Raw genomic sequence first — 21,764 nt, 5'->3', positions numbered from 1 at the left:
CATGTCCGCGCCACGACCGGTCCGTAGCCCCCTCCCCCGCCACCTGCACCCGGTGGCTTGGTGGGTGTGGGCGATCGGGCTGGCCGTGGCGTGCTCACGGACCACGAACCCGCTGCTCCTGCTGCTCGCCGTGAGCATCGCGGCGCTGGTCGTCTCCGCGCGCAGGGGCAGCTCGCCGTGGGCGCGCGCCTTCCGGCTCTACCTCGTCCTCGGCGCCTCGATCGTCGTCCTGCGCGTGGCGCTCCACCTGCTGGTGGGGTTCAAGTTCGGGACGACCCGGCTCTACTCGCTGCCGAGCATCGACCTGCCGGGCATCACGATCCTGGGCCCGGTCTACCTCGAGGGGGTGCTGGCGGCAGCCGTCGAGGGCCTGCGGCTCGCCTCGCTCATCGCGTGCATCGGTGCCGCCAACGCCCTTGCCAACCCCAAGCGGCTGCTGCGCGCGCTCCCCAGCGCCCTGCACGAGATCGGGACGGCGGTCGTCATCTCCGTCACCGTGGCGCCGCAGCTGGCCGAGAGCGTCCAGCGGGTCCGCCGCGCGCGGGTCCTGCGCGGCGAGGGCGGCTCCGGCCTGCGGTCCGTGGGCCGGGTCGCGCTGCCGGTGCTCCAGGACACCCTCGACCGATCGCTGCTGCTGGCGTCGGCGATGGACTCGCGCGGGTACGGCCGACGCCCTGTCCAGTCCGCCCGCACCCGTCACCTGACCGGCGCCCTGACCCTGACCGGCCTGCTCGGTGCCGCGGTCGGCACCTACGGCGTGCTCGACGCCACCGCTCCCGCGGTCGTGGGTCTCCCGATGCTCGCGGTCGGCCTGCTGCTGTGCGTCGCCGGGCTGAAGGTCGGTGGAGCGGCCGTGGAGCGGACCTCGTACCGCCCCGACCCGTGGACCCTCCCCGAGTGGCTCGTCGCCGGTTCCGGGGTCGCAGCAGCGGTCCTGGTCGTCGTCGCAGCCCGGCTCGAGCCCACCGCCTTCGTCCTGCCGCTGGAGCCCCTCGCGCCCCCGGCCCTGCCCCTGCTCGCCGTGGTGGGTCTGCTGCTCGCCGCCCTGCCGGCCGTAGCGGCCCCCGAGCCGCCCCGACGCGGAAGTCGCCGATGAGCGCCCCCGTCGTGGTCCTCGACCACGTGAGCGTCACGTATGCCGACCGCGAGCGTCCCGCCCTGCGTGACGCCTGCGTCGTGGTCGAGGAGGGCGAGCTCGCCGTCGTCGTCGGTCGCACCGGCGCGGGCAAGTCGACCCTGCTCGGCACCGTCAACGGCACCGTCCCCCACTTCACCGGGGGCCACCTCTCCGGACGGGTCACGGTCGCGGGGCTCGACACCCGCACCCACCGGCCCCGTGACCTCGCAGCCGTCGTGGGCGTGGTGAGCCAGGACCCGCTCGCCGGGTTCGTCACCGACACCGTCGAGGAGGAGCTCGCGTACACGCTGGAGCAGCTCGGCGTGCAGCCCTCCGCCATGCGTCGCCGCGTCGAGGAGGTGCTCGACCTCCTCGGGATCGCCGACCTGCGCGACGCTCCCCTGCGCGACCTGTCCGGCGGCCAGCAGCAGCGGGTCGCCATCGGCTCCGTGCTCACCGCCGACCCGAGGGTGCTCGTGCTCGACGAACCCACCTCGGCCCTGGACCCGACCGGCGCGGAGGAGGTGCTGGCCACCCTGTCGCGCCTCGTGCACGACCTCGGCCTCACCGTGCTGGTGTCCGAGCACCGCCTCGAGCGGATCGTCGGCCTCGCTGACCGGCTCGTGGTCGTGGCCGACGACGGCACCGTCACGCACGGCGCCCCGCCCGAGCTCATGGAGCACTCGGTGCTCGCTCCGCCGGTCGTCCACCTCGGCCGGTGGGCCGGCTGGACGCCGCTGCCGCTCACCGTCCGCGAGGCCCGCCGGGCCGCCACCGGCCTTCGGACCGACCTCGCCACCCTCTCCTCCCCCGCCGCGCTCCGCCCCTCCGGCCGACTTCGTACCCCCAGTTCCGCTGACGACCCCCGCGAAGGCCGCCATGAGCGGAACGGCGGGTACGAGGTCGACGGGGAGGTCGTCCTCACCGGCACCGGTGTCACCGTGCGGCACGGGGACCTGGACGCCGTCGACGGCGTCGACCTGTCGCTGCGGGAGGGCGAGGTCGTGGCGCTCATGGGGCGCAACGGCTCCGGCAAGTCGTCCCTGCTGTGGGCCCTGCACGGGTCCGCCCCCCGCGACGGCGGCGACGTCGCCGTGCGATCCGCGGCAGGCACCACGGTCGACCCAGCCTCGGAGTCCCCGCGGTCCCGCCGACGGCACATCGGGCTCGTGCCGCAGAGCGCCGCCGACCTGCTCTACCTCCCGACCGTGGACGCCGAGTGCCACCAGGCCGACACCGAGGCGCACGCCGCCCCGGGCACCGCACAGGGCCACCTCGACCGGCTCGCCCCCGGCATCGACGGCAGCACCCACCCGCGCGACCTGTCCGAGGGGCAGCGGCTCGCGCTCGTCGTGGCGATCCAGCTGACGGCTGCACCGGCGACGCTGCTGCTCGACGAGCCCACCCGCGGGCTGGACTACCCCGCCAAGGCCGGGCTGACGACGTTGCTCCGCGACCTGGCGGCCGCTGGGGGCACGGTGCTCGTCGCGACCCACGACGTGGAGTTCGCAGCCGGAGTGGCCGACCGGGTCGTCGTGCTCGCCCAGGGGCGGGTCGTGGCCGACGGCCCAGCCGCCGACGTCCTGTGCGACTCCCCCGCCTTCGCCCCACAGGTCGTCAAGGTGCTCGCCCCCACCCGGCTGCTCACCGTCGACGCCGTCCGCCGGGCGGTCCGTGACCTGCCCGCCGTCGCAGGGGGCCCGCGATGACCTCCCGGCGCAACGCCGTCGCCCTGCGACCGCGCTCGACCGCAGCCCTCGTCCTCGTCTCGGTCGCCGGTCTGCTCGCGTTCCTCTGGCCGCTGTTCGCCACCGCCGACTCGCGCCTGGGCCAGAACGCCGACGCCCCCCTCGTCTTCGCACTGCTCCTGCCGCTGCTGCTGGCCGTGGTGCTGTTCGAGATCAGCGAGGGTGGCCTCGACGTCAAGGCCATCGCCATGCTCGGCGTCCTGTCTGCCGTCGGGGCGGCCCTGCGCCCCCTCGGCGCCGGCACCGCAGGCCTGGAGACGGTGTTCTTCCTGCTCGTCCTCGGCGGCCGGGTCTTCGGGCCGGGGTTCGGCTTCGTGCTGGGGTCGACGACGTTGTTCGCCTCTGCGCTGGTGACCGGTGGCGTGGGCCCGTGGCTGCCCTACCAGATGGTGGGTGCCGCCTGGGTCGGCCTCGGTGCTGGCCTGCTCCCCCGGGTGCCCCCACGCTGGGAGCTGGCCCTGCTGGCGGCGTATGGCGCCGTGGCCGGCCTGCTCTACGGCCTCGCCCTCAACTTCTCGTTCTGGCCCTTCGCCACCGGCCTGGGTGGTGACCTGTCGTTCGTCGCGGGTGACCCCGCCTGGGAGAACCTGCGGCGCTTCGGGCTCTTCTCCCTCGCCACCTCGGCGTGGTGGGACCTGGGCCGGGCCGTCACGAACGTCGTGCTCATCGTCGTGACCGGGCGCGCCGTGCTCGGCACCCTCCGTCGGGCCTCCCGCCGGGCCGCCTTCGACGCCGAGGGCACCTTCGACGCACCGGCTGCCACCGCGCCCGAGCCGGCCACGCGGCATACCCTGTCTGGGTGACTTTGCCCGAATCGCTGTCATCCCGTGCCGTCACCGACCCCGACGTCAAGGCGACGTACGGCATCGACGAGTCGGTCGGCGCGCTCGCGCCGGACCGCTACGAGGTGGTGCGCGCCCGTGACCTCGGGGACGTCGTGGACGTGCTGGCCCACGCGCAGGCCACGGGGACCCCCGTGGTCCCGCAGGGCGCGCGCAGCGGGCTCGCCGGTGGGTCGGTGGCCCTGGACGGCGGCATCGTGCTGTCCCTCGAAGGACTCACGACGATCACCGAGCTCGACGCGGTCGAGGGCATCGCGGTCGTGCAGCCCGGGGTCATCAACGCCGACCTCAAGGCCGCCGCAGCCGCCGAGGGCCTGTTCTACCCGCCCGACCCGGCCTCGTCCGCGTTCTGCAGCATCGGGGGCAACGTCGCCACCAACGCCGGTGGCCTGTGCTGCGTGAAGTACGGCGTCACCGCCGACTACGTGCGCGGGCTCGAGGTGGTGCTCGCCGGCGGTGAGGTCATCCGCACCGGCCACCGCACGGCCAAGGGTGTCGCAGGGCTGGACCTCACGGGTCTGTTCGTCGGGTCGGAGGGCACGCTCGGGGTGGTCACCGAGGTGGTGACCAAGCTCGTCCCCGCACCCGACCCTGCGCTGACTGCCCTCGCGACCTTCGACAGCCTGTCCGCCGCCAGCGACGCGATCGTGGCCCTGCGCCGCGAGCGCCACCGCCCGAGCCTGCTCGAGCTGCTCGACGAGCCCACCCTCGCCGCGGTCCAGGCCATCGCCGACTACGGCTTCCCCACCGGGTGCGCGGCGGTGCTCATCGTCCAGGCCGACCGTCCCGGACACACCGCGGAGGACGTCCAGCGGTATGCCGCGCTGCTCGAGGAGGCGGGCGCGACCGAGGTCGCCGTCGCCGACGACGCGCAGGAGAGCGAGGCCCTGCTCGCCGGTCGACGGGCCCTGCACCACGCGCTCGTCGCCAAGGGCACCCACTTCATCGAGGACGTGTGCGTCCCGGTCCGCCAGCTCACCGACCTCATCACGGCCGGCCACGAGATCTCGGCCCGCACCGGGGTCGAGATCACGATGTCGGGCCACGGTGGCGACGGCAACCTGCACCCGTCCTTCTTCTACGACGCCGGCGACGACGACAGTCGCCACCGGGCGGAGGAGGCGTTCGGCGAGCTGGTGAAGGTGGCGCTCGGCATGGGCGGCACGATCACCGGGGAGCACGGCGTGGGCTCGCTCAAGGCGCGCTGGCTGCCCGACGAGGTCGGCGCGGCGTCGATCGAGCGGCAGCGGGCGGTCAAGGCGCTGTTCGACCCGCGCGGGATCCTCAACCCCGGACGCGTGTACTGGTCCTGACGCGGCCGGCTCCTGGCCCCGGCTCCTGGCCCCGGCTCTGCCACGGCCGACCCGCTCGGCACGGGGCCCGGCCGGTCCACGGCCGGTCCACGGCCGGGGCTGTCCCGGCGGCGCCCGGACCCGGCTGGTAGAAACGAGGCATGAGCCCCCTCGAACTCGACCGCAATGAGTCCTGGCTGTCCCGCGAGGAGCTCGATGCCGCCCGTGGGCGGCTGCCGATCCTCTACGTCGACGCCGTCCCGGTCCGGGTCGACGACCGCGGTGTCCTCACGGCGGTCGGCCTGCTGCTGCGCGCCTCCGACGGCGAGATCAACCGCGAGCTCGTGTCGGGCCGGGTGCTCTACCACGAGCGGGTCCGCGACGCCCTCGTCCGGCACCTCGAGAAGGACCTCGGCCCGATGGCGCTGCCGCAGATCCCGGCGAGCCCGCAGCCGTTCACCGTCGCGGAGTACTTCCCCACCCCGGGCGTCACGCCGTTCCACGACCCCCGCCAGCACGCGGTGTCGCTGGCGTTCGTCGTGCCGGTGGCGGGTGACTGCCAGCCCCAGCAGGACGCGCTCGACCTGGCCTGGCTCACTCCGCAGGAGGCCATGGATCCCGGCCTGCTCGCCGACATGGACAACGGCCACGGGGTGCTGCTGCGCCAGGCGATGGGCCACCTCGGCCACGCCGTCTGACCGACCTCGCAGACCGGCCAACCCGGTCCGACCCTAGGTCAGCCGACAGGCGAGGCCTGCATCTGCGAGAGCACCTGCCGCAGGTCGTGCAGGGTGTAGGGCTTGCTGAGGTACTCGTCCATGCCGGCTGCCATCACCTTGTCCCGGTCGCCCTCGGCAGCGTTGGCCGTCAGTGCGACAACCCGCGGCTGGTGCCCGGTGCGTTGACGCAGCTGACGCGTCGCAGAGAGCCCGTCGAGGTTGGGCATGTTGACGTCCATGAGGATGACGTCGTAGTCCTTCGCGGCCGCAGCCTCCAGGGCCTCCACTCCGTCGGCGGCCACGTCGACCTCGATCCCCAGTCGCCGAAGCATCCTCGTGGCCACCATCTGGTTGACGCGGTCGTCCTCGGCGAGGAGCACCGCAAGTCCGAGCTGCCCGCCCCCCTCAGCCGCCGTCCCGTCACGGGTCTCGACCTCGGTGCCGGCCACGGCGTCCGAGGCGGTCACCGGCACGGTGACCGTGAAGGTGGAACCGGTACCGGGCGTGGACACCACAGCGATGTCACCACCGAGCCGCTGGGCGATCCGTCGACAGATCGCCAGCCCCAGCCCGGTCCCTCCGTGCGTACGGGTGGTGGAGGCATCGCCCTGGGTGAAGGCCCCGAAGATCCGGTCCAGGCGGTCGGCGGGGATGCCCACACCGGTGTCGGCCACCTCCAGGACGAGGTCCCCCGCCCTCTGGTCCCCTATCGCCAGGCGTGAGGGGTCGGGACGGAAGCTCGCGCGGACCGAGACAGACCCGTGCGGGGTGAACTTGAGCCCGTTCCCGACGAGGTTGATGAGCAGCTGCCGCAACCGCACCACGTCGGTGAGGACCGAGCTGGGCACACCGTCCGCTTCCCAGGTCAGGGCGAGGCCCGCCCGGTCGGCGATGGGGGTGAGCATGGCGAACACCTGGGCGATGACCGCGCGGACGTCGGCCGCGGTCGACTCGAGCTCGAGCCGGCCGCTCTCGAGGGCGCTGAAGTCCAGGATGTCGTTGACCAGCGCCAGCAGGTGGACACCGCTCTGGTACGCCGTGGTGACGTAGAGCCGCTGCTCCTCACCCATGTCGGTGTCGAGCAGGAGCTCGGTGAGACCCAGCACGGCGTTGAGGGGCGTGCGGATCTCGTGGCTCATGTTCGCGAGGAACTGCTCCTTGGCGCGGGCGGTCTCCTCCGCCGTCTCCTTGGCCGCGCGCAGGGCGTCCTCGGTGAGTCGGCGCTTGGTGACGTCGGACTGGACGGCCACGAAACCGGTCACGTGTCCCGTCTCCTCGAGGATGGGGCGGACCTCGAGCGCCACCCAGTAGGGCTCTCCCGTCCGCGAGTAGTTGAGGACCTCGCACGTGAAGGGGTGGAGCGCGGCGAGCCGATCGCGCATGAAGGCCACCGTGGCGGGGTCGGTGTCGGGCCCCTGGAGCAGGCTGCCTGGTGCCGAGCCCACCACGTCGGCGAGGTCGTACCCGGTGCGGCGCGTGAAGGCGTCGTTCACCCACTCGATCCGGCCCAGCTCGTCGGTGATGACGACGAGGTTGTCGGTCGTCTGGACCGCGACCGAGTGGCGCTGGAGCAGCGCCCGGGCGTCGTGCAGGCGTGCCGTCTGCGCGAGCTGCGCGCTGCGTGCGCTGTTGAGGAACCAGATCATGCCGGCAACCAGCACGACCAGCGCGACGAGGGTGAACCCGAGCCCGCCGAGCAGCAGGCGCGTGTCCCGGACCAGGTCACGCGTGGCGGCGTTGGCGGCAGCCGCGTCCCGCTTGCGCAGGATCTCGGCGTCGGAGACCAGCTGGTTGTAGCGAAGCTCGAGGGCCATGACCTCGGCTCGCAGGGTGGAGGCGCTCTGCGGCGTCAAGGTGCCGGGATCGGCCACGATGGCGCGGACCTGCGGGTCCAACTCCCTGCTCCACACGGCAGCGAGCCCGCGCGAGCGCGCCAGGAGGTCGGAGTCACCGAGGGTCCGGCCCTGGTAGTCCAGCGTCCCTTCCTGGATCCGTTGTGTCGCAAGGGCGCGGGAGAGCTCGATGCGATCGGCATCGGTGGCGGTCGGATCGAGCGACGCCTGCAGGCGCAGGAGCTCACGCTGGACCTGGCTCAGGGTGCGGACGTTGCCGTCGACGAGGTCCTGGGTCACCTTGACGTTGTCACTCAGGGCGCGGGCCGAGCTGGCCGTCAGGGCACCCAGCACGACCGTCGCGACCACGGCCAGCACGGCGGGGACGACCAGGGCGAAGAACACCCGCCGCCGCCCCGCCGCGACCCGCCACCAGGACCCCATGGCTACTCGACCTCGATGGACTTCAGCTGCCAGATCCAGCGGGGGTCGTAGACCGTCGGGTCCAGGCCGACCCCGTCGGTGGGGTAGACGAAGCGGGTGGGGCCGTACCGCTCCACCGACATCCGCTCACCGTCGACGGAGGTGGCGAGGAGCACGGGGAACTTGGCGGTGTCGGACACCGGGATGTCCACCGCGTAGTCGTTGAGCGCGACGGCATGCATGGTGGTCGCGTCCTCGGCCCCCAACCACTGCAGCAGGGTGCTGACCAGGACACCGCGGAAGGTGGCCCTGCGCCCCTCCGCCTGCTTGTCGAGGACCGAGTACTCGACCGTCCCCAGCCGTTCCAGACCCGCGAGGTCCAGCTCGACCTCCGGCCCCTGCGCGAAGTCGCCGGTGAGGGTGAGCACGACCTTGCCCGTGGGGGCAGGGGCAGGGTCGCCGGGCTTCAGGGTGGGTTGGGAGACGACGGTGTATGAAGCATTGCCGACCTGCGCACCGGTCGACCGTGCCGTTGTCGCCGGCCCGGCCGTCGGCGCTTCCGAGGTGCAGCCCCCCAGCGCGAGGGTGAGGACACCGCAGGTCATGAGGGCGCCCGCCACGCGACGGCGCACAGGAGAAGTGGTCATGCCAGCACTGTGGCGGAGCCAGGTCTGCCCCACGTCAGCGCCACCTCAAGACCGGCTCAAGGCGATCGGATCTTGCGCCAACCTTGATGTGGGCCGGAACTGGTCGAGAACGAGGCAGGTCACGGTGGGACCTGTTCCGTTCCACCGACCAGAGGAAAGCGCCATGACCACCTTCGCCACCGAATCCCCCTCTCGCAGCCGGCTCGCGGTCCCCGTCACCGAGCCCAGGCCGTGGGGATCGTTCACCATCCTGGCCCTCAACGAGCCGGCCAGCGTCAAGCTCATCACGGTCGCCCCCGGAGGTCGGCTGAGCCTGCAGCGCCACGAGCACCGCGCCGAGACGTGGCTGGTCCTGGACCCGGGCCTCGAGGTCCTCGTCGGTGACCGGTCCTGGGTGGCTCAGGTGGGCGAGGTCGTGCATGTGCCGCTGGGCGAGGTGCACCGGATGTCGTCGAGCCACGGTGAGGTCAGGGTCCTGGAGGTGGTCCTCGACCGCTTCGACGAGGACGACATCGAGCGTCTCGACGACGCCTACGGCCGAGCCTGATCACCGTGATGGTCGGCGACACGGCGTGGACGGTGGTCGCCGACCGTAGGATGCGTGCGACTCTTCACGCGACGACGAGGTGGGCGATGGACGAGGACGACCCTCAGTGGCCGGACGCCGCCCTGGCGGCCATGGCCGACCAGCTCGGTGGGGAGGACATCGTCCTCGAGGTGGTCGCGGTGTACCTCGAGTGCCTGCCGGAACGGCTCGCCGCCATGTCGGCCGACGCCCTGCACTCCCGCGAGGAGATGGGTCGCGCGGCGCACAGCCTGAAGTCGGCCAGCGCCCAGCTCGGGCTCCACGACCTGTCGCAGAGCTGCGCCCGTCTGGAGCAGCTGGCGCGCGACGACGGGGGCGCAGACGTGCGCGCCGCTGCCGACGACGTCACCCTGCGGGCGCAGGTGGCTCAGGAAGCCCTCACCCGGTGGAGCGCCGGTCGGACGTGAGGGCGTCGGTCAGCGCGACGCCCACCGGCGGGCGTCGTCGAAGTTGGCGCGCGCCTGCTCGCGCAGCTCGGCGCTGCGGCTCTCGACCTGCCCGCCCACCGCTGTCCGTTGGGCGATCAGGCGGACCAGCCGCTCACGGACGTCATCGACGTCGATGGACTGGTTGATGTCGACGCACCACGGCTCCACCCCCAGCATCTTCGCGAGCTCGCGGACCTTGACGTCGTAGGCGAGCACGAGTGACGGAACACCGAGGATGGCAGCCATGACGATGGCGTGCAGGCGTTCGCTGACCACGATGTCGCAGCTCGCGAGCAGTCGAGCCGCGTCCCGGTGCGACGTCAGGTCGTGGCGCACGAACGGCACCGAGGGCAGGCGTGCCATGAACGCATCGATGACCTTGACGTCGTCGTTCTCCTTGAAGCCCGCCTGCATGGGCAGGGCGTGGACCTCGATGGGGCACTGCCCGTCGAGCTGCTCCAAGCAGGTGGCCAGCCGCGCCTGGAACTGCTCCCAGCTGTCCGGGTTCTCGATGTCGTAGTTCAGGTTGAGCGCCACCCGCACCCTACGCGGGTCCTCACCTGTCTCGTCGTCCGGCGTCAGTTGCTCCGTCGGCGGTTGGCCGGCTCCGAGCAGGAACTCTCGATCGACCGAGAACACCGCGTCCGTCGCGGCCACGGCCGGCACCCCGATCGACCGGCACGTGGCCACCGACCGCTCGTCGCGGACGGTGAGCAGGTCGACCTGGGACAGGATCAGCTTAGCGAGCCGGAGGCCGCGAGGACTGCGTAGCGGCCCGACGCCCACGTTGAGCATCGCGATCGGCTTGCGCACGACGCGGCGGGTGAAGGTCACGATCGCCAGGATCATCAGCAGCGTCGCGTACCGGTTGCGGCCCGTCGACGCATACAGCTCCTTGATGATCGAGCCGCCCCCGAAGACCAGCAGGTCGCAGCGGCGCAGCGCTCCCAGCAGGGCACGGCGGTCCTTGGCCGTGTCGATCACCTCGACCTCGAAGCGTCCTGCCAGCTGCTCCCGCGTGAACTGCGGGTCGTAGCTGTTCACGACGTACCGGTGCTGCGGTCCCAGCTGGGTGAGGAAGGTGTCGAGCAGCAGCTCGTCCCCGATGTTGTACTGCCCATGTGTTCCGAGGAACACGATGTCTCGTCCTTGCGTGCTCATGCGTCGTGCTCCTTGTTCGGTCCCGTGGGATCGGGCGGGGTGTCGGGTTCGGCGTCCGGGTCAGGTTCGGCATCCGGGTCGGGTTCGGTGTCGGGATCGGGGCCGTCGGGCAGCAGCCGCGCCCTCCAGCGCACGACCAGGCCACTCGCCAGCAGCAGCAGGAAGGTGAGTCCGACCCCCACCAGGCTGGACCCGACGGCGCCACCCTTGGGTGGTTCGAGGTCGTTGACGTCGGCCGCGGCCAGGTTGAGCAGCTCGTCCTGGGTGAGGTTCGCGTGCTCGGGGTTGGCGGCCGGGTCGACGTACCCTCCGTCCACGCCGCCACCCATGGTCCGCTCCGCGCACTCCAGCGTGTTCGGGTCCGTGATCGCGGTGACGCCCTCCGGGAGGGCGAGGCCGCTGTAGACGTCCTCGGGCACCACCATCATCCCCTCGAAGAGCATGGGATTGGTGTCGGTCTTGTCGATGGCGAAGGTGTGGGTGCCGGCCGTCGCGTCGACGACCCCGAGGTCCTGGAAGCTGTACCCGGAGTTGACCGGCACGAGCTCGTCGGGGATGGCGCGCTCCAGCTCCGCGACCGACATGCGTGTCGTGTCCGCGGCGGTGCGGTCGGCGTCGTAGACCGACGCGGCGGGAAAGAGCTTGACGTTGTCTGCGGGGGAACGCAGCTCGAGCCGCCGGTCGTAGGACAGGGACGGTGAGGTGACGTGCAGGGTGTTGGCCGTGTTCGCCGTCCGCATCAGGACGCGGTACCGACCGGCGGCGGGGATGGTGACGGGGACGCTGATGCTGGTGGCGCGTGGCAGGCCGATGAACGAGCCGCGCAGGGTCCCGAAGACCCCCGGTGTGATCATCCCGGTCCGGTTCCACTTGGTGTTGGAGAACAGCAGGAAGGACCGGAACATCGGTGACAGGTAGTAGTTGGAGGCGACGACGTCAGGGTTGAACGCGAACATCCGCGTGTCGGGACCCGAGATCGCCTCCGGGTGCCGCAGCAGGTACAGGTCCAGCGCGGAGGTCGGGACGTCGTCGGTGAGCAGCTCGATGGGAGCACCGTCGGGGAGGTCCGCCGGGTCGAAGTAGGGGGTGAAGGCGAAGGTGTAGCACCGGCTGAGGTTGCGCCGGCTGAAGACCAGGTCGAGGTAGGACTGCCAGCTCGAGTCCACCAGGAGCGTCGGACGGTCCGCCTTCGGCTGGTCGGTGATCTCGTACAGCGCGTAGCTGGAGTTCTGGAAGCGCAGCGCGACGTCGTCCTTGAGCCTGGCCAGGCCGGGCTCGACGAAGCTCTCGACGTCGGGGAGGTACTCCGCCCCGATGCCACCGTTGGAGTGGATCCGGCGGTTGACGACGATGTACCTGACGTTGATGTCGCGAGCGACGTTGATCCACCAGTCCTGCTTGTAGTAGAGGCCCCTCAGGATCAGGAAGAAGTCGAACTTGTTCTTCACGTCCCCGGTCAGCCCGTAGTAGTAGCTCGGCTTGTCGAGGTAGTAGATGAAGAACTTGTCGATGAACTTGTGGTCGACGCCGTTGCTGTCGGCGACGAGCTTGGCCGTCTCCGTCGGCGGGAGCACCACGGTCTTGCCCTGCGGCAGGCCGTTCAGGGTGTGCTTGAGGTCGCGCAGGTCGTCCAGGGGGAAGGGCGCGAGGAAACCGGCCATGTTCCCCGAGGCGAAGACGGAGCGGTATGGCGCGTTGGACCAGAAGGGGGTGAAGAACACCGAGCCCACGCAGACCGTCGCCAGGAGCTTGACGAGCAGCTCGCTGCGGGCCATCACGGTCGCAGCGCTCGCTGCCGGCCGCCTCCGTCGAGCGGCCAGCCGACCCGTCCCGCTCGGCCGCACGGCCGTCTGTCGTCGGGGACCTGCGGGGCGCCGCTTGCGCGGGGCAGCCACGTGCAACCAGCGCCCGCTCACCGTGTCGATCAGGTAGGCGACGGTCAGGGACATGACGAGCGGTGCGAGCATGAACAGGATGAGCTGGAAGCGGTGCGGGAACCGCAGGATCTGCACGACGGTGCCGGCTGCCGTGACGAGCAGGTCACCGAAGGGCGAGTGGCTGCTGTTCGCCGCGATCGCGACCCCGGCCAGGGTGCGGTGGAACGTCGGGAACCACAGCGGCTCGCCGTACCCGATGGTCGCCCACATCGCGAAGCCGATCGCCACGTACAGCACTCCCAAGAGCTGGCGGTGCGCGCGCGTGCTGAAGAGGCGGCGGCGGACCGGTGGTACCGCGAGGGGGACGAAGAGCAGCACCGTGTACAGGGCGTTCGGGTAGCGGGGCACCTTGGCCAGGTAGTCGCCGAAGAGGATCTTGTCGGTGATGCCGGCCAGGTCCCAGGACAGCTCGTGGAGCCACGAGACGGAGGCGTCCTGGATGAAGTAGAAGTCACCGGGCACGGTGTCGCTGAGGTTTGTGACCCCGGCGAGCGCGACGAACTTCACGAACAGGGCGTAGGGCACCAGCGTCACGCAGGCGTACAGCACCGAGGCGAGGACCACCCTCCCCGTCGTCGTCACCGTCCACCGCCCCCACCACGCACGCAGTCGGCGCACCCTCCCGCGGTGGGTCACCAGACGACGCACGCGACCGGGCAGCCTCCGCAGGCGCAGGGGACCGCCGCGCCGCAGCCAGTGCCCCACCTCTCCCAGCAGCAGGGTGACGACGGTCAGCGCGTGGAACAGGCTGAAGAGGATGAGGTAGTGGATCGCCGGGTTGAACAGGGTGGCGACGCAGGCGATCACGGCGTAGCGCTTCCACGTGCGGCCGGCGAAGAGCAGGGCGTAGAGCATCCACAGCGCCGAGATCATCATCAGCACCAGACCGAGCACGAGCGTGTAGAAGTGGGTGATCTTCGAGTAGACCATCACCAGGTAGATCAGTCCGACAGGGAAGAAGGTGGCGAGGTAGATCGCCTCGGTCGACAGCGAGGTGAACACCTTGTCCATGAACCGGGCGACGGTGAGGTAGGCGATCCAGAACAGGCTGGGGATCACGACCAGGATCGCGAAGGGCAGCACCGGGTAGTACCGCAGCCAAGTGGTCAGGAAGGCGTACCGCACCCGGAACTCGTAGCCGTGCACCAGCTCGTTGAACTGCCCCGCGGCCTGGTCGAGGAGCTGGCTGTGCCAGTTGAAGAACGGGACGAGCTCGTCGCCCGCGATGACCGCGTCCCCCCGCAGGACGGAGGGGATGGCCGTGAGGACGTCCCTGAAGACCACCAGCGCCCCGACGTAGTAGGCCAGGCCGGCGATCAGGGCGATCTTGCGGTGGGAGAGGCGGGTCACCCCGACGGGGCGAGGTGTCGGCGAGCTGGGGGCCACCGTGGTCTCACGGGTCGCGCCCGAGAGCCCGGCGCGGGCGGCGCGGCGACGACGTGGTGGCACGCGCCCCTCCCCTTCCCTCGTCGTCGAAGACACCGGCCGATGCGTCTTCGACCCGGGCCTGAAGATGGCTCGACTGTACGGCGCCCTCTCCGCGGACGGGTTCGTTTGCTTTCAATGCCCTTTGGGGCGATCTGTTAACACGACCTCCTCCTCGGGCAAAAGGAGGACCTGAGGTGAACTTGCGCTGGTCTTGAGGATGGCTCCCTACCTTGAAAGGACATCGCCCTTCCAAGCCGAGGACACCACTGTGACTGAGCTGCTCACCGCCAAGACCGGTGGAGCCACGCGTACCGGGCTGCGCATCGGCGTCATCTCGGCCTTTCCCCCGGGGCGCAACAGCCTCAACGAGTTCGGGTACCACCTCGTCCGGCACCTGTCCCGCCTCGACGAGGTCGACGACGTGGTCGTCTACTCGGACGTGACGGACTCCGGCGACCCGGACCCGATGGACAAGGTGACGTTCCGTCCGTGCTGGCGGTTCAACTCCTGGGCGACGCTGCGCTCCATCCCGAAGGAGGTGGCCAGGACCAGTCCTGACGCCGTCATCCTCAACCTCCAGTTCGCCTCGTTCGGCGACCGCCGTGTCCCGGGGGCGCTCGGCCTGCTCGTCCCTGCCCTGCTGCGGCTTCGTCGCGTACCGACCCTGCTGATCCTGCACAACCTCGCGGACAACGTGGACATGAAGGACGCGGGCTTCGCGGGGTCGGCGCTGACGGCCCGGTTGATGACGGCTGCCGGGCGGCTGTTGACCCGGGCGCTGCTGCGTGCCGACCTCGTGGCGCTGACCATCCCCCGCTACGTCGAGTTCCTCAGGTCCAGCTACGGAGCCACGAACGCCATCCTCGCGCCTCATGGCAGCTTCGAGGAGACCGCCCTGCCCTCGTTCACCGTGCCCCCCGGGCGCCGCACCATCATGGCCTTCGGGAAGTGGGGCACCTACAAGACGGTCGACATGCTCGTCGAGGCCTACCGCGTGCTCCTGGCCCGCGGCTACGACGACATCGGTCTGGTGCTCGCCGGGACCGACAGCCCCAACTCCGCCGGATACATGGCCGACGCTGCGCAGCGGTATGCCGACGTGCCGCACCTCTCCTTCCCCGGCTACATCGCCGAGGCCGACGTCGCACCGCTGTTCCTCGGCTCGTCCGTCGTCGCCTTCCCGTACACCTCGACGACGGGCAGCTCGGGTGTCCTGCACCAGGCCGGCGAGTACGGCCGGGCCGCCGTGCTGCCCCGGATCGGCGACCTGGTCGACATCATCGAGGAAGAAGGCTTCCAGGGCGTCTACTTCGAGCCCGGTGACGTGGTGAGCCTGGCCGATGCGATCGCCGAGGTCCTCGACGACCCGGCCAGGCAGGAAGCGATCGGTCGACGCAACTTCGCTGCGGCGACCGGGATCCCCATGTCCGAGGTCGTACAGTGGCACGTCGCCCACATCGACCGGCTCCTCGAGAGATCGGCATCACGGTGAACACCGTCCGGGCGACCGAAGTCAGGACCACCACGACCAGCGCAGCCACCCCCGCCACCCAAGCCGCTGGGGCCACCGGGGCCACCGGGGCCACCGGGGCTCGCGGGCTGCTGCGCGGTGGGTCGCTGCTCGCGGTCGCGATGCTCGTCGCCAACGTCGGCAACTACGTCCTCAACCTCTACCTCGGCCGCGTCCTCACACCCGCAGAGTTCTCGGACGCCAACCTCATGGTGACCTTCCTGTTCACGCTGACGTCCATCGCCCTGTGCCTGCAGCTCGTGGCGGCGCGGTTCGTCGCCCGCACCGACCAGCTGGGCTTCGCCGGCGACTCCGACCGGCTCGCCCGCCGCCTGCGGCGCATCGCGCTGGTCGCCGGTGTCCTCACCGCCGCCGTGCTGGCCGGCGCGGCCCCGTTCTGGTCCACCGTCTTCCAGACCGCCTCCGCCTGGCCGTTCGTCATCCTTGCCGTGGGTGTGCCCTTCTGGCTGGTCCAGGCGGTCGGCCGCGGGGTCATGCAGGCCCGACTGATGTTCCCGGCCCTGGCCGTCTCCTTCGTCATCGAGATGCTCACGAGAGTGGGTCTCGGGGTGCTGCTGGTCTCCTCCGGGATGGGTGTGGCAGGCGCCACGACAGCCCTGTCCGTCTCCTTCGTCGTCACCTGCGCCGCCGTCACCATCGCCGGCCGCTCCCACCACGAGCGGACCGGCTCCGGGATCCCGGGGCACGAGGTGCGCTCCTACGCAGCCCTGGTGTCGGTGCTGCTCGTGGGTCAGATCGTCGCCAACAACAGCGACATCTTCGTCGCGAAGGCCTTCCTCGAGCCCTCGGAGGCCGGCATCTACGCGGCGGTCGCCCTCGTGGGACGGGCGGTCTTCTTCCTCGCGTGGTCGGTGGCCACGGTGGTCTTCCCGGTCGTAGCCCGTCGCCACGCCTCCGGCGGCGACTCCACGACGGTGCTGCGCGGCGGCCTGCTCGCTGTGGTGGCCATCGGCTGCGCGTGCTCCGTGGGGGCACTGCTTCTCGGCGGACCCGTGCTCGCTGTCGTCCTGGGACCGACCTACGGCCACCTCTCCGGTGCTCTTGCCGCCTACGCGGGGATGACCACCCTGTTCGCCGTCGGCAACCTCGTCGCCAGCTTCCGCCTGTCCCAGTCGCGGGTGCTGGAGTCGTGGCTCCTGCTCGGAGCCTCGGGCCTGCAGCTCGTCCTGCTCCTGCGGTGGCACGCCGACCTCACCGAGCTCATCACCGTGCAGTACGTGGCCATGGCGACCCTGATCCTCGTGCTCGGCACGCTCGCGGTCGCCGGTCGCTCCTGGCCGTCCAACCCCACCCCCCGAGAGGTTCTGCCATGACCGAGGGCTCGTCCGCCTACCGCGCCTACCGTTCATGGGTGACCCGTCCCCTGGACGGCCCGCCCGAGGTGTCCGTCGTCATCCCCGCCTACAACGAGGAGTGGCGCATCCTCCCCACGATCGGTGCGGTGGCCACTCACATGAGTGCCCGCAACCAGCCGTGGGAGCTGATCATCTCCGACGACGGTTCGACCGACGCCACCGTGTCACTCGTCCGCGACCTCCGGTTCGCCAACCTGCGGCTGCTCGTGGCACCGGCCAACACGGGCAAGGGAGACGCGGTCCGGCGAGGGATGCTGGCCGCCCGTGGCCGGCTCGTCCTCTTCGCGGACGCCGACCAGTCCACCCCCATCGAGCAGTTCGACCGCCTCGCGGCGCTCGTCGACGAGGGGTACGACGTGGTCATCGGGTCCCGAGCCGCGGAGGGAGCAGCGGTCAGCGGCAAGAGCCTGACCCGGCGCATCCTCAGCCGCGGCCTGCACGAGGCGGTCTCGCGCCTGTACGGCATCGACGTCGCCGACACGCAGTGCGGCTTCAAGCTCTTCACCGCCGACGCGGCGCAGCGGCTGTTCGGGATGCAGCTGGTCGACGGTTTCAGCTTCGACCTCGAGGTGCTGTACCTCGCCCACAAGCTCGGGTACCGCACCGCCGAGGTCCCCGTGGAGTGGATCGACGCGCCGGGCTCGACCGTCGACGCCGCCAGGGTGAGCCTGCAGTTCCTGCGCGACCTGATGCGCATCCGGCTGCTCGATCTGCGCGGGCGGTACCGTCAGCCCCGGCTGCGTGCGACCACTGCCCAGCCCAAGAGAGCCACGATCGAGAGCCCTGCCCTGGCCCTCACCGCGCCACTCATCGACAAGGGGACGACGCCATGATCATCCACACCGAGATCGAGCACTCCCGCTGCGCCGTCCAGCTCGTCGGCCGTTTCGACGCCCACGAGGCGCCCGGGTTCCGGAGCGCCGTGCACCCGCTGCTGACCTCGGAGACCAACCGCGTGCACCTGGACCTCTCCCAGGTGGCGTTCGTGGACTCGACCGCCCTCGCCGAGCTCGTCCGCCTCCAGAAGGCGGCCCAGGCGCTCGGCGGTGAGGTGGTGATCGACCACCTGTCGGACCCCGTGCGCGTCATCCTCGAGATCACGGACCTCGCCGAGGTGTTCACCATCTCGGACGCACCCCCGGAGTCGCCGTGAGCGCACATGGTCTCGAGACACGGCCGGACGTCCTTGCGGCTGGAGACGTCCGCTCGCCGCAGGCAGCGATCGACCTCCTCGAGTCCGCGGCGCTGGGCGCGGCTGACGACCTCCATCGCAGCCTCGTAGCGGCGGGCGATGCTGCCGCCGTGCACGCGGCAGCAGCACTGATCCGGGCCACGATCGCCGAGCTCGACAGCACGCAGGCGGCCTTGGCGGAGGCACTCATCGCGAGCCAGGACCGGCTGCTCGCGGTGAAGGCGCTGGCGCAGGTGAACGTCCGCAGGGTCGGCAGCGACGGCTTCCTCGACGTGCTGCTCGACCAGGCCCTGGCCCTGACCGGCGCCTCGCAGATCCTCCTCTTCGACGCAGGAGCAGTCTTGGCGTCCCGGGGGGTCGTGACCGACGTCGACGGGCACATCGAGATCGTGCGTGAGGTCATCGCGGCGTCCCCGCGCGGCGCGCTGGTCACCACGGCCGGGGACCGGGCCATCGTCGGCAACCTCGACCCCGACGACGGCGGCCGGCGCCACATCGCGTTCTTCCGTCCCGCCGCCCGCCCCTTCTCCACGACCGACCTCCCGTTGGTGGAGGCTATCAGCGCTGCGCTCGGTGTCCGGCTCGCCCTGGCCCAGCTCCACCGACGCGAGCTGGAGCAGGCCGTCGTCGAGCGGGAGCACCAGCTCGCCTCTGCCCTCGCCCAGTCCGCCATCACCGTCGACCCTCCCCGTTCACCCGCCGTGGACCTCTTCGCGCGGACGGTCCCGGCCAGCCTCACCGGGGGCGACTTCTTCGTCTTCGGACGCGCCGACGGTGTCCTCTGGTTCGCTGTCGGGGACGTCGCCGGCAAGGGGCTACCGGCCGCCATGCTCATGACCCGAGCGGTCGCCGCCTGTCGGGTGGCCTTCCTCGGCCATCCGAGCCCGTCCGTCCCCGACGTGTTCGCGCGGATCGAGGACGAGCTCTACGCCCACCTCGACGACGCCGGCCTGTTCATCACCCTCGTCGTGGGGGCGGTCGAAGAGAGCAGCCGCACGGTGTCGATGGTCAACGCCGGGCACTCGCCCGTCGTGCTGGTCCGTGACGGGTACGCAGCTCCGGTGCGCTCGTCCGTACCGCCCCTCGGGGTGCTGCGGGGACGCGTCCCCGAGGTCTGCAGCGTCACCCTCGGCGTGTCCGACCGCCTGGTGGTGGGCACCGACGGCCTGGTCGAGCAGGCCGGTCCGGACTCCGAGCTGTTCGGCTACGACAGGTTCGACGAGCTGTGCCGATCCTCCAGCCGCCTCACCCCGGCCGGGATCGGCGCCGAGGTCTTCGCCACCTTGGCCGACTTCGCCTCCGGGACCGCCGCCTCCGACGACGCGACCCTCGTCGTCGTGGCGAGCGCGGAGGCAACCCGGTGACCGTGATCACGCACTCCCACCTGCGGCTCGAAGCGAGTGCCCTGGCGCTGCGGGACCTGGGTGGCTGGCTGCGCGACGCGATCGAACAGCTGCCTGATGAGCAGGTCGCAGCCGCCCTCCTCCCGCGCGCCGAGCTCGCGCTCCACGAGGCGTGCATGAACGTCGTCGACCACGCCCAGCTCCCCGCGGGCGAAGGCATCGAGGTGGAACTCGTCCTCAGCGCAGACCGGCTGGTCCTGACGGTCCGCGACAGGGGAAAGGAGTTCCACCCCTCCGAAGTGCAGGAGCCACCGCGGGCCGTGCTCCAGGAGCGCGGGTACGGCGTGAAGATCATCCGCTCGCTGGTGAGCGACCTGTCCCTGCGTCGCGTGGAGTCCACCAACGTGCTCGAGCTGACCATCAACCTCGGAGAACACCCATGACCGACCACGACACCTCCCTGCCGACGGACCACCTGCTCCACATCGACGTGGAATCCGGGCGTGCCGACCACTCCGTGATCACCCTGGGCGGGCGCCTCGACGCCGTGGAGGCGGTTCGCCTGCGCGAGGTCCTTGCAGCGGCCCCGGTCGCCCAGGTCGACCACCTCGTGATCGACCTGTCGGAGGTGGCCTTCGTCGACAGCGCCGGCCTCGCCGCCCTCGCCAGGGCCCGTCGCGACCGCGTCCTGCGGGGCGGCACGGTGACCCTGGTCCGGCCTCGGTCGGAGGAGGCGATGCGGGTCTTCCGCCTGACGCAGTTCGACGAGATCTTCGCCATGGTCGACACGCGCGACGAGAGCGGCTCCCCGTGAGCCGGGTCGCGCTGGTCGTCGACGACGACCCCGTCTCCCGCCTGGTCCTCTGCCACATGCTCAAGGGCCGTGGGTGGGCCGTCGAGCAGGCGGCCGACGTCCCTGCGGCGGTGACCTGCCTCGGCCAGGCTCCCTACGACGTCGTGGTGTGCGACTTCCACCTGCCCTCGGGAACCGGCCTCGACGTCCTCGCCGCCGCCGATGTCGCTGCTGCTGCACCTGCGTTCGTGCTCGTCACGGGCATGATCGAGCACCCATCCCTCCCCGAGGACCTGACGGTCCGGTGGGGCGCGCACCTCACGAAGCCGGTGAGCTCCCAGGCTCTCGACGCGGCGTTGGAGCAGCTGTTCCCCGCACCGACCGCCTGATGTCGCGGGTCGACCGGACCGGCACCGCGGCGCACCTGCTCGGCTGGGCCACCACCGGTGGCATGGGTGTCGTGGCCGCCACACAGCTGTGGCGCGCGCCCTCGGTACCGGTGCTCGTCGGCGCCCAGGGAGTTGCCGCATGGGCCCTCCTCGCGGCGTACCCCGTGGCCGGCATCGCGCTCTGGAAACGCAGGACCGCTCTGGCGCTCGTGGCCACCGGCCTCGCCGCCGTCCACCTGGCCCTGGTCGCCGGCGCGGTCAGCCTTCAAGGGCCTCGACAGGTTCCCGACGGGGACCTGCCGCTGCGTCTGGTCTCGGCCAACGTCCTCTACTCCAACCCTGACCTGCGACGGCTCGGCAACGACATCGCGGCCCAGGACGCGGACGTCGTCGTCCTGCAGGAGGTGACGTCGCAGGGCCTGGCTGCGCTCAGGTCCTCGACGCTGTGGTCGGCCTACCCCTACCGTGTCACGGACCCGCGGCCCCTGTTCCACGGTTCGGCGACCTTCTCGCGGTTCCCCATCGTCGAGACCCGTCCGGTGGACGTCGGGGGTCCACCGATGCTCATGACGGACCTGCGGACGCCGGCCGGTGACGTGCGGGTCGTCAACGTCCACACCGTGGCCCCGCTCACCCGGGCCGACGCGCGCCTGTGGGCCACGCAGTTTCCCGGCCTGCGTCGGGTGCTCTCCGACAGCCCGCTCCCGATCATCCTGGCGGGCGACTTCAACGCGACGCTCGACCACGCCCCGCTCGCGGAGCTGGTGGACGGCGACGTCCGGGACGCCTTCGTGGTCGCGGGCCGAGGACTCGGAGCCACCTGGCCCCAGTGGGACGGCCCCGTCCCCCCGATGATGCGGCTGGACCACGTCCTGGTCGCCGGTGGCATCAGCGTGGCGGCGATCACCGACCAGCCGAGCGTGGGCAGCGACCACCGTCGGGTGGTGGTCGACCTCGGCGTGCCTTCCCGGGCCGCCCCGGTCGGGTGACCGGCCGACGGC

The 21,764-nt window shown here is 71.2% G+C and carries 20 protein-coding genes; 16 read left to right on the top strand and 4 right to left on the bottom strand.

The annotated features are described in order from the left end of the window. The first annotated feature begins 1 nt into the window (after position 1). From ABD286_RS15325 to ABD286_RS15305, 5 genes are all read left to right on the top strand, one after another. Positions 2-1,096 (top strand): energy-coupling factor transporter transmembrane component T, encoded by a 1,095-nt coding sequence (locus ABD286_RS15325; protein ID WP_344195031.1) that lies wholly within the window; start codon positions 2-4, stop codon positions 1,094-1,096. Further along, on the top strand, positions 1,093-2,826 hold the full coding sequence (locus ABD286_RS15320) for an ABC transporter ATP-binding protein (protein ID WP_344195029.1): 1,734 nt from the start codon (positions 1,093-1,095) through the stop codon (positions 2,824-2,826). Before ABD286_RS15325 ends, ABD286_RS15320 begins: the two co-directional genes overlap by 4 nt. Then, positions 2,823-3,668 (top strand): ECF transporter S component, encoded by an 846-nt coding sequence (locus ABD286_RS15315; RefSeq protein ID WP_344195027.1) that lies wholly within the window; start codon positions 2,823-2,825, stop codon positions 3,666-3,668. Before ABD286_RS15320 ends, ABD286_RS15315 begins: the two co-directional genes overlap by 4 nt. Next, positions 3,665-5,020, top strand: a complete 1,356-nt coding sequence (locus tag ABD286_RS15310; protein ID WP_344195025.1) for an FAD-binding oxidoreductase — start codon at positions 3,665-3,667, stop codon at positions 5,018-5,020. The genes ABD286_RS15315 and ABD286_RS15310 overlap by 4 nt, the downstream gene beginning before the upstream one ends. Before the next feature lie 140 nt (positions 5,021-5,160). Then, positions 5,161-5,697, top strand: a complete 537-nt coding sequence (locus ABD286_RS15305) for an NUDIX hydrolase family protein (RefSeq protein WP_344195023.1) — start codon at positions 5,161-5,163, stop codon at positions 5,695-5,697. 38 nt (positions 5,698-5,735) lie between these two features. Here the strand turns inward: ABD286_RS15305 and ABD286_RS15300 are convergent, their stop codons facing one another. Further along, positions 5,736-7,994 carry an ATP-binding protein gene (locus tag ABD286_RS15300; RefSeq protein WP_344195021.1) on the bottom strand — a complete coding sequence of 753 codons (2,259 nt, stop codon included), beginning with the start codon at positions 7,992-7,994 and terminating at the stop codon, positions 5,736-5,738. A gap of 2 nt (positions 7,995-7,996) precedes the next feature. Beyond that, positions 7,997-8,620: a putative pterin-binding protein gene (locus ABD286_RS15295; protein WP_344195019.1), complete on the bottom strand. Its 624-nt coding sequence runs from the start codon at positions 8,618-8,620 to the stop codon at positions 7,997-7,999. A 163-nt stretch (positions 8,621-8,783) separates the two neighbouring features. On the opposite strand from ABD286_RS15295, the gene ABD286_RS15290 reads away from it, so the two are divergent. Together ABD286_RS15290 and ABD286_RS15285 are read left to right on the top strand one after the other, a co-directional pair. Further along, entirely contained in the window at positions 8,784-9,167 is a 384-nt protein-coding gene (locus ABD286_RS15290; RefSeq protein ID WP_344195017.1) for a phosphomannose isomerase type II C-terminal cupin domain, read from the top strand. An 86-nt stretch (positions 9,168-9,253) separates the two neighbouring features. Beyond that, positions 9,254-9,613: an Hpt domain-containing protein gene (locus tag ABD286_RS15285; protein ID WP_344195015.1), complete on the top strand. Its 360-nt coding sequence runs from the start codon at positions 9,254-9,256 to the stop codon at positions 9,611-9,613. A 9-nt stretch (positions 9,614-9,622) separates the two neighbouring features. Here ABD286_RS15285 and ABD286_RS15280 read toward each other — a convergent pair whose 3' ends face one another. Beyond that, positions 9,623-10,795 carry a polysaccharide pyruvyl transferase family protein gene (locus ABD286_RS15280; RefSeq protein WP_344195013.1) on the bottom strand — a complete coding sequence of 391 codons (1,173 nt, stop codon included), beginning with the start codon at positions 10,793-10,795 and terminating at the stop codon, positions 9,623-9,625. Further along, positions 10,792-14,181: a hypothetical protein gene (locus ABD286_RS15275; protein ID WP_344195011.1), complete on the bottom strand. Its 3,390-nt coding sequence runs from the start codon at positions 14,179-14,181 to the stop codon at positions 10,792-10,794. The genes ABD286_RS15280 and ABD286_RS15275 overlap by 4 nt, the downstream gene beginning before the upstream one ends. A 247-nt stretch (positions 14,182-14,428) precedes the next feature. On the opposite strand from ABD286_RS15275, the gene ABD286_RS15270 reads away from it, so the two are divergent. The 9 genes from ABD286_RS15270 to ABD286_RS15230 are packed head-to-tail and all read left to right on the top strand — an operon-like array spanning position 14,429 to position 21,752. Then, on the top strand, positions 14,429-15,652 hold the full coding sequence (locus ABD286_RS15270) for a glycosyltransferase (protein ID WP_344195009.1): 1,224 nt from the start codon (positions 14,429-14,431) through the stop codon (positions 15,650-15,652). Continuing rightward, entirely contained in the window at positions 15,649-17,004 is a 1,356-nt protein-coding gene (locus tag ABD286_RS15265) for an oligosaccharide flippase family protein (RefSeq protein ID WP_344195007.1), read from the top strand. The genes ABD286_RS15270 and ABD286_RS15265 overlap by 4 nt, the downstream gene beginning before the upstream one ends. Then, positions 17,001-17,879, top strand: coding sequence for a dolichyl-phosphate beta-glucosyltransferase (locus ABD286_RS15260; protein WP_344195005.1), 879 nt, complete (start codon positions 17,001-17,003; stop codon positions 17,877-17,879). Before ABD286_RS15265 ends, ABD286_RS15260 begins: the two co-directional genes overlap by 4 nt. Then, positions 17,876-18,199, top strand: a complete 324-nt coding sequence (locus tag ABD286_RS15255) for an STAS domain-containing protein (protein WP_344195003.1) — start codon at positions 17,876-17,878, stop codon at positions 18,197-18,199. Before ABD286_RS15260 ends, ABD286_RS15255 begins: the two co-directional genes overlap by 4 nt. After that, the gene (locus ABD286_RS15250; RefSeq protein WP_344195001.1) at positions 18,196-19,602 is read left to right on the top strand and encodes a PP2C family protein-serine/threonine phosphatase; all 1,407 of its coding nucleotides are present in this window, start codon (positions 18,196-18,198) and stop codon (positions 19,600-19,602) included. Before ABD286_RS15255 ends, ABD286_RS15250 begins: the two co-directional genes overlap by 4 nt. Continuing rightward, positions 19,599-20,024, top strand: a complete 426-nt coding sequence (locus tag ABD286_RS15245; RefSeq protein WP_344194999.1) for an ATP-binding protein — start codon at positions 19,599-19,601, stop codon at positions 20,022-20,024. The genes ABD286_RS15250 and ABD286_RS15245 overlap by 4 nt, the downstream gene beginning before the upstream one ends. Next, the gene (locus ABD286_RS15240) at positions 20,021-20,395 is read left to right on the top strand and encodes an STAS domain-containing protein (protein WP_344194997.1); all 375 of its coding nucleotides are present in this window, start codon (positions 20,021-20,023) and stop codon (positions 20,393-20,395) included. The genes ABD286_RS15245 and ABD286_RS15240 overlap by 4 nt, the downstream gene beginning before the upstream one ends. Then, complete coding sequence (locus ABD286_RS15235) at positions 20,392-20,763, top strand: response regulator (protein ID WP_344194995.1); 372 nt, start codon at positions 20,392-20,394, stop codon at positions 20,761-20,763. Before ABD286_RS15240 ends, ABD286_RS15235 begins: the two co-directional genes overlap by 4 nt. Continuing rightward, on the top strand, positions 20,763-21,752 hold the full coding sequence (locus ABD286_RS15230; protein ID WP_344194993.1) for an endonuclease/exonuclease/phosphatase family protein: 990 nt from the start codon (positions 20,763-20,765) through the stop codon (positions 21,750-21,752). Before ABD286_RS15235 ends, ABD286_RS15230 begins: the two co-directional genes overlap by 1 nt. Positions 21,753-21,764 lie beyond the last annotated feature (12 nt).

This window comes from Pedococcus aerophilus (genome assembly GCF_039532215.1).
GTDB lineage: Bacteria > Actinomycetota > Actinomycetes > Actinomycetales > Dermatophilaceae > Pedococcus > Pedococcus aerophilus.
The sequence above is the reverse complement of the archived record's forward strand: the minus strand, read 5'-3'. Positions and strand labels throughout refer to the sequence as shown.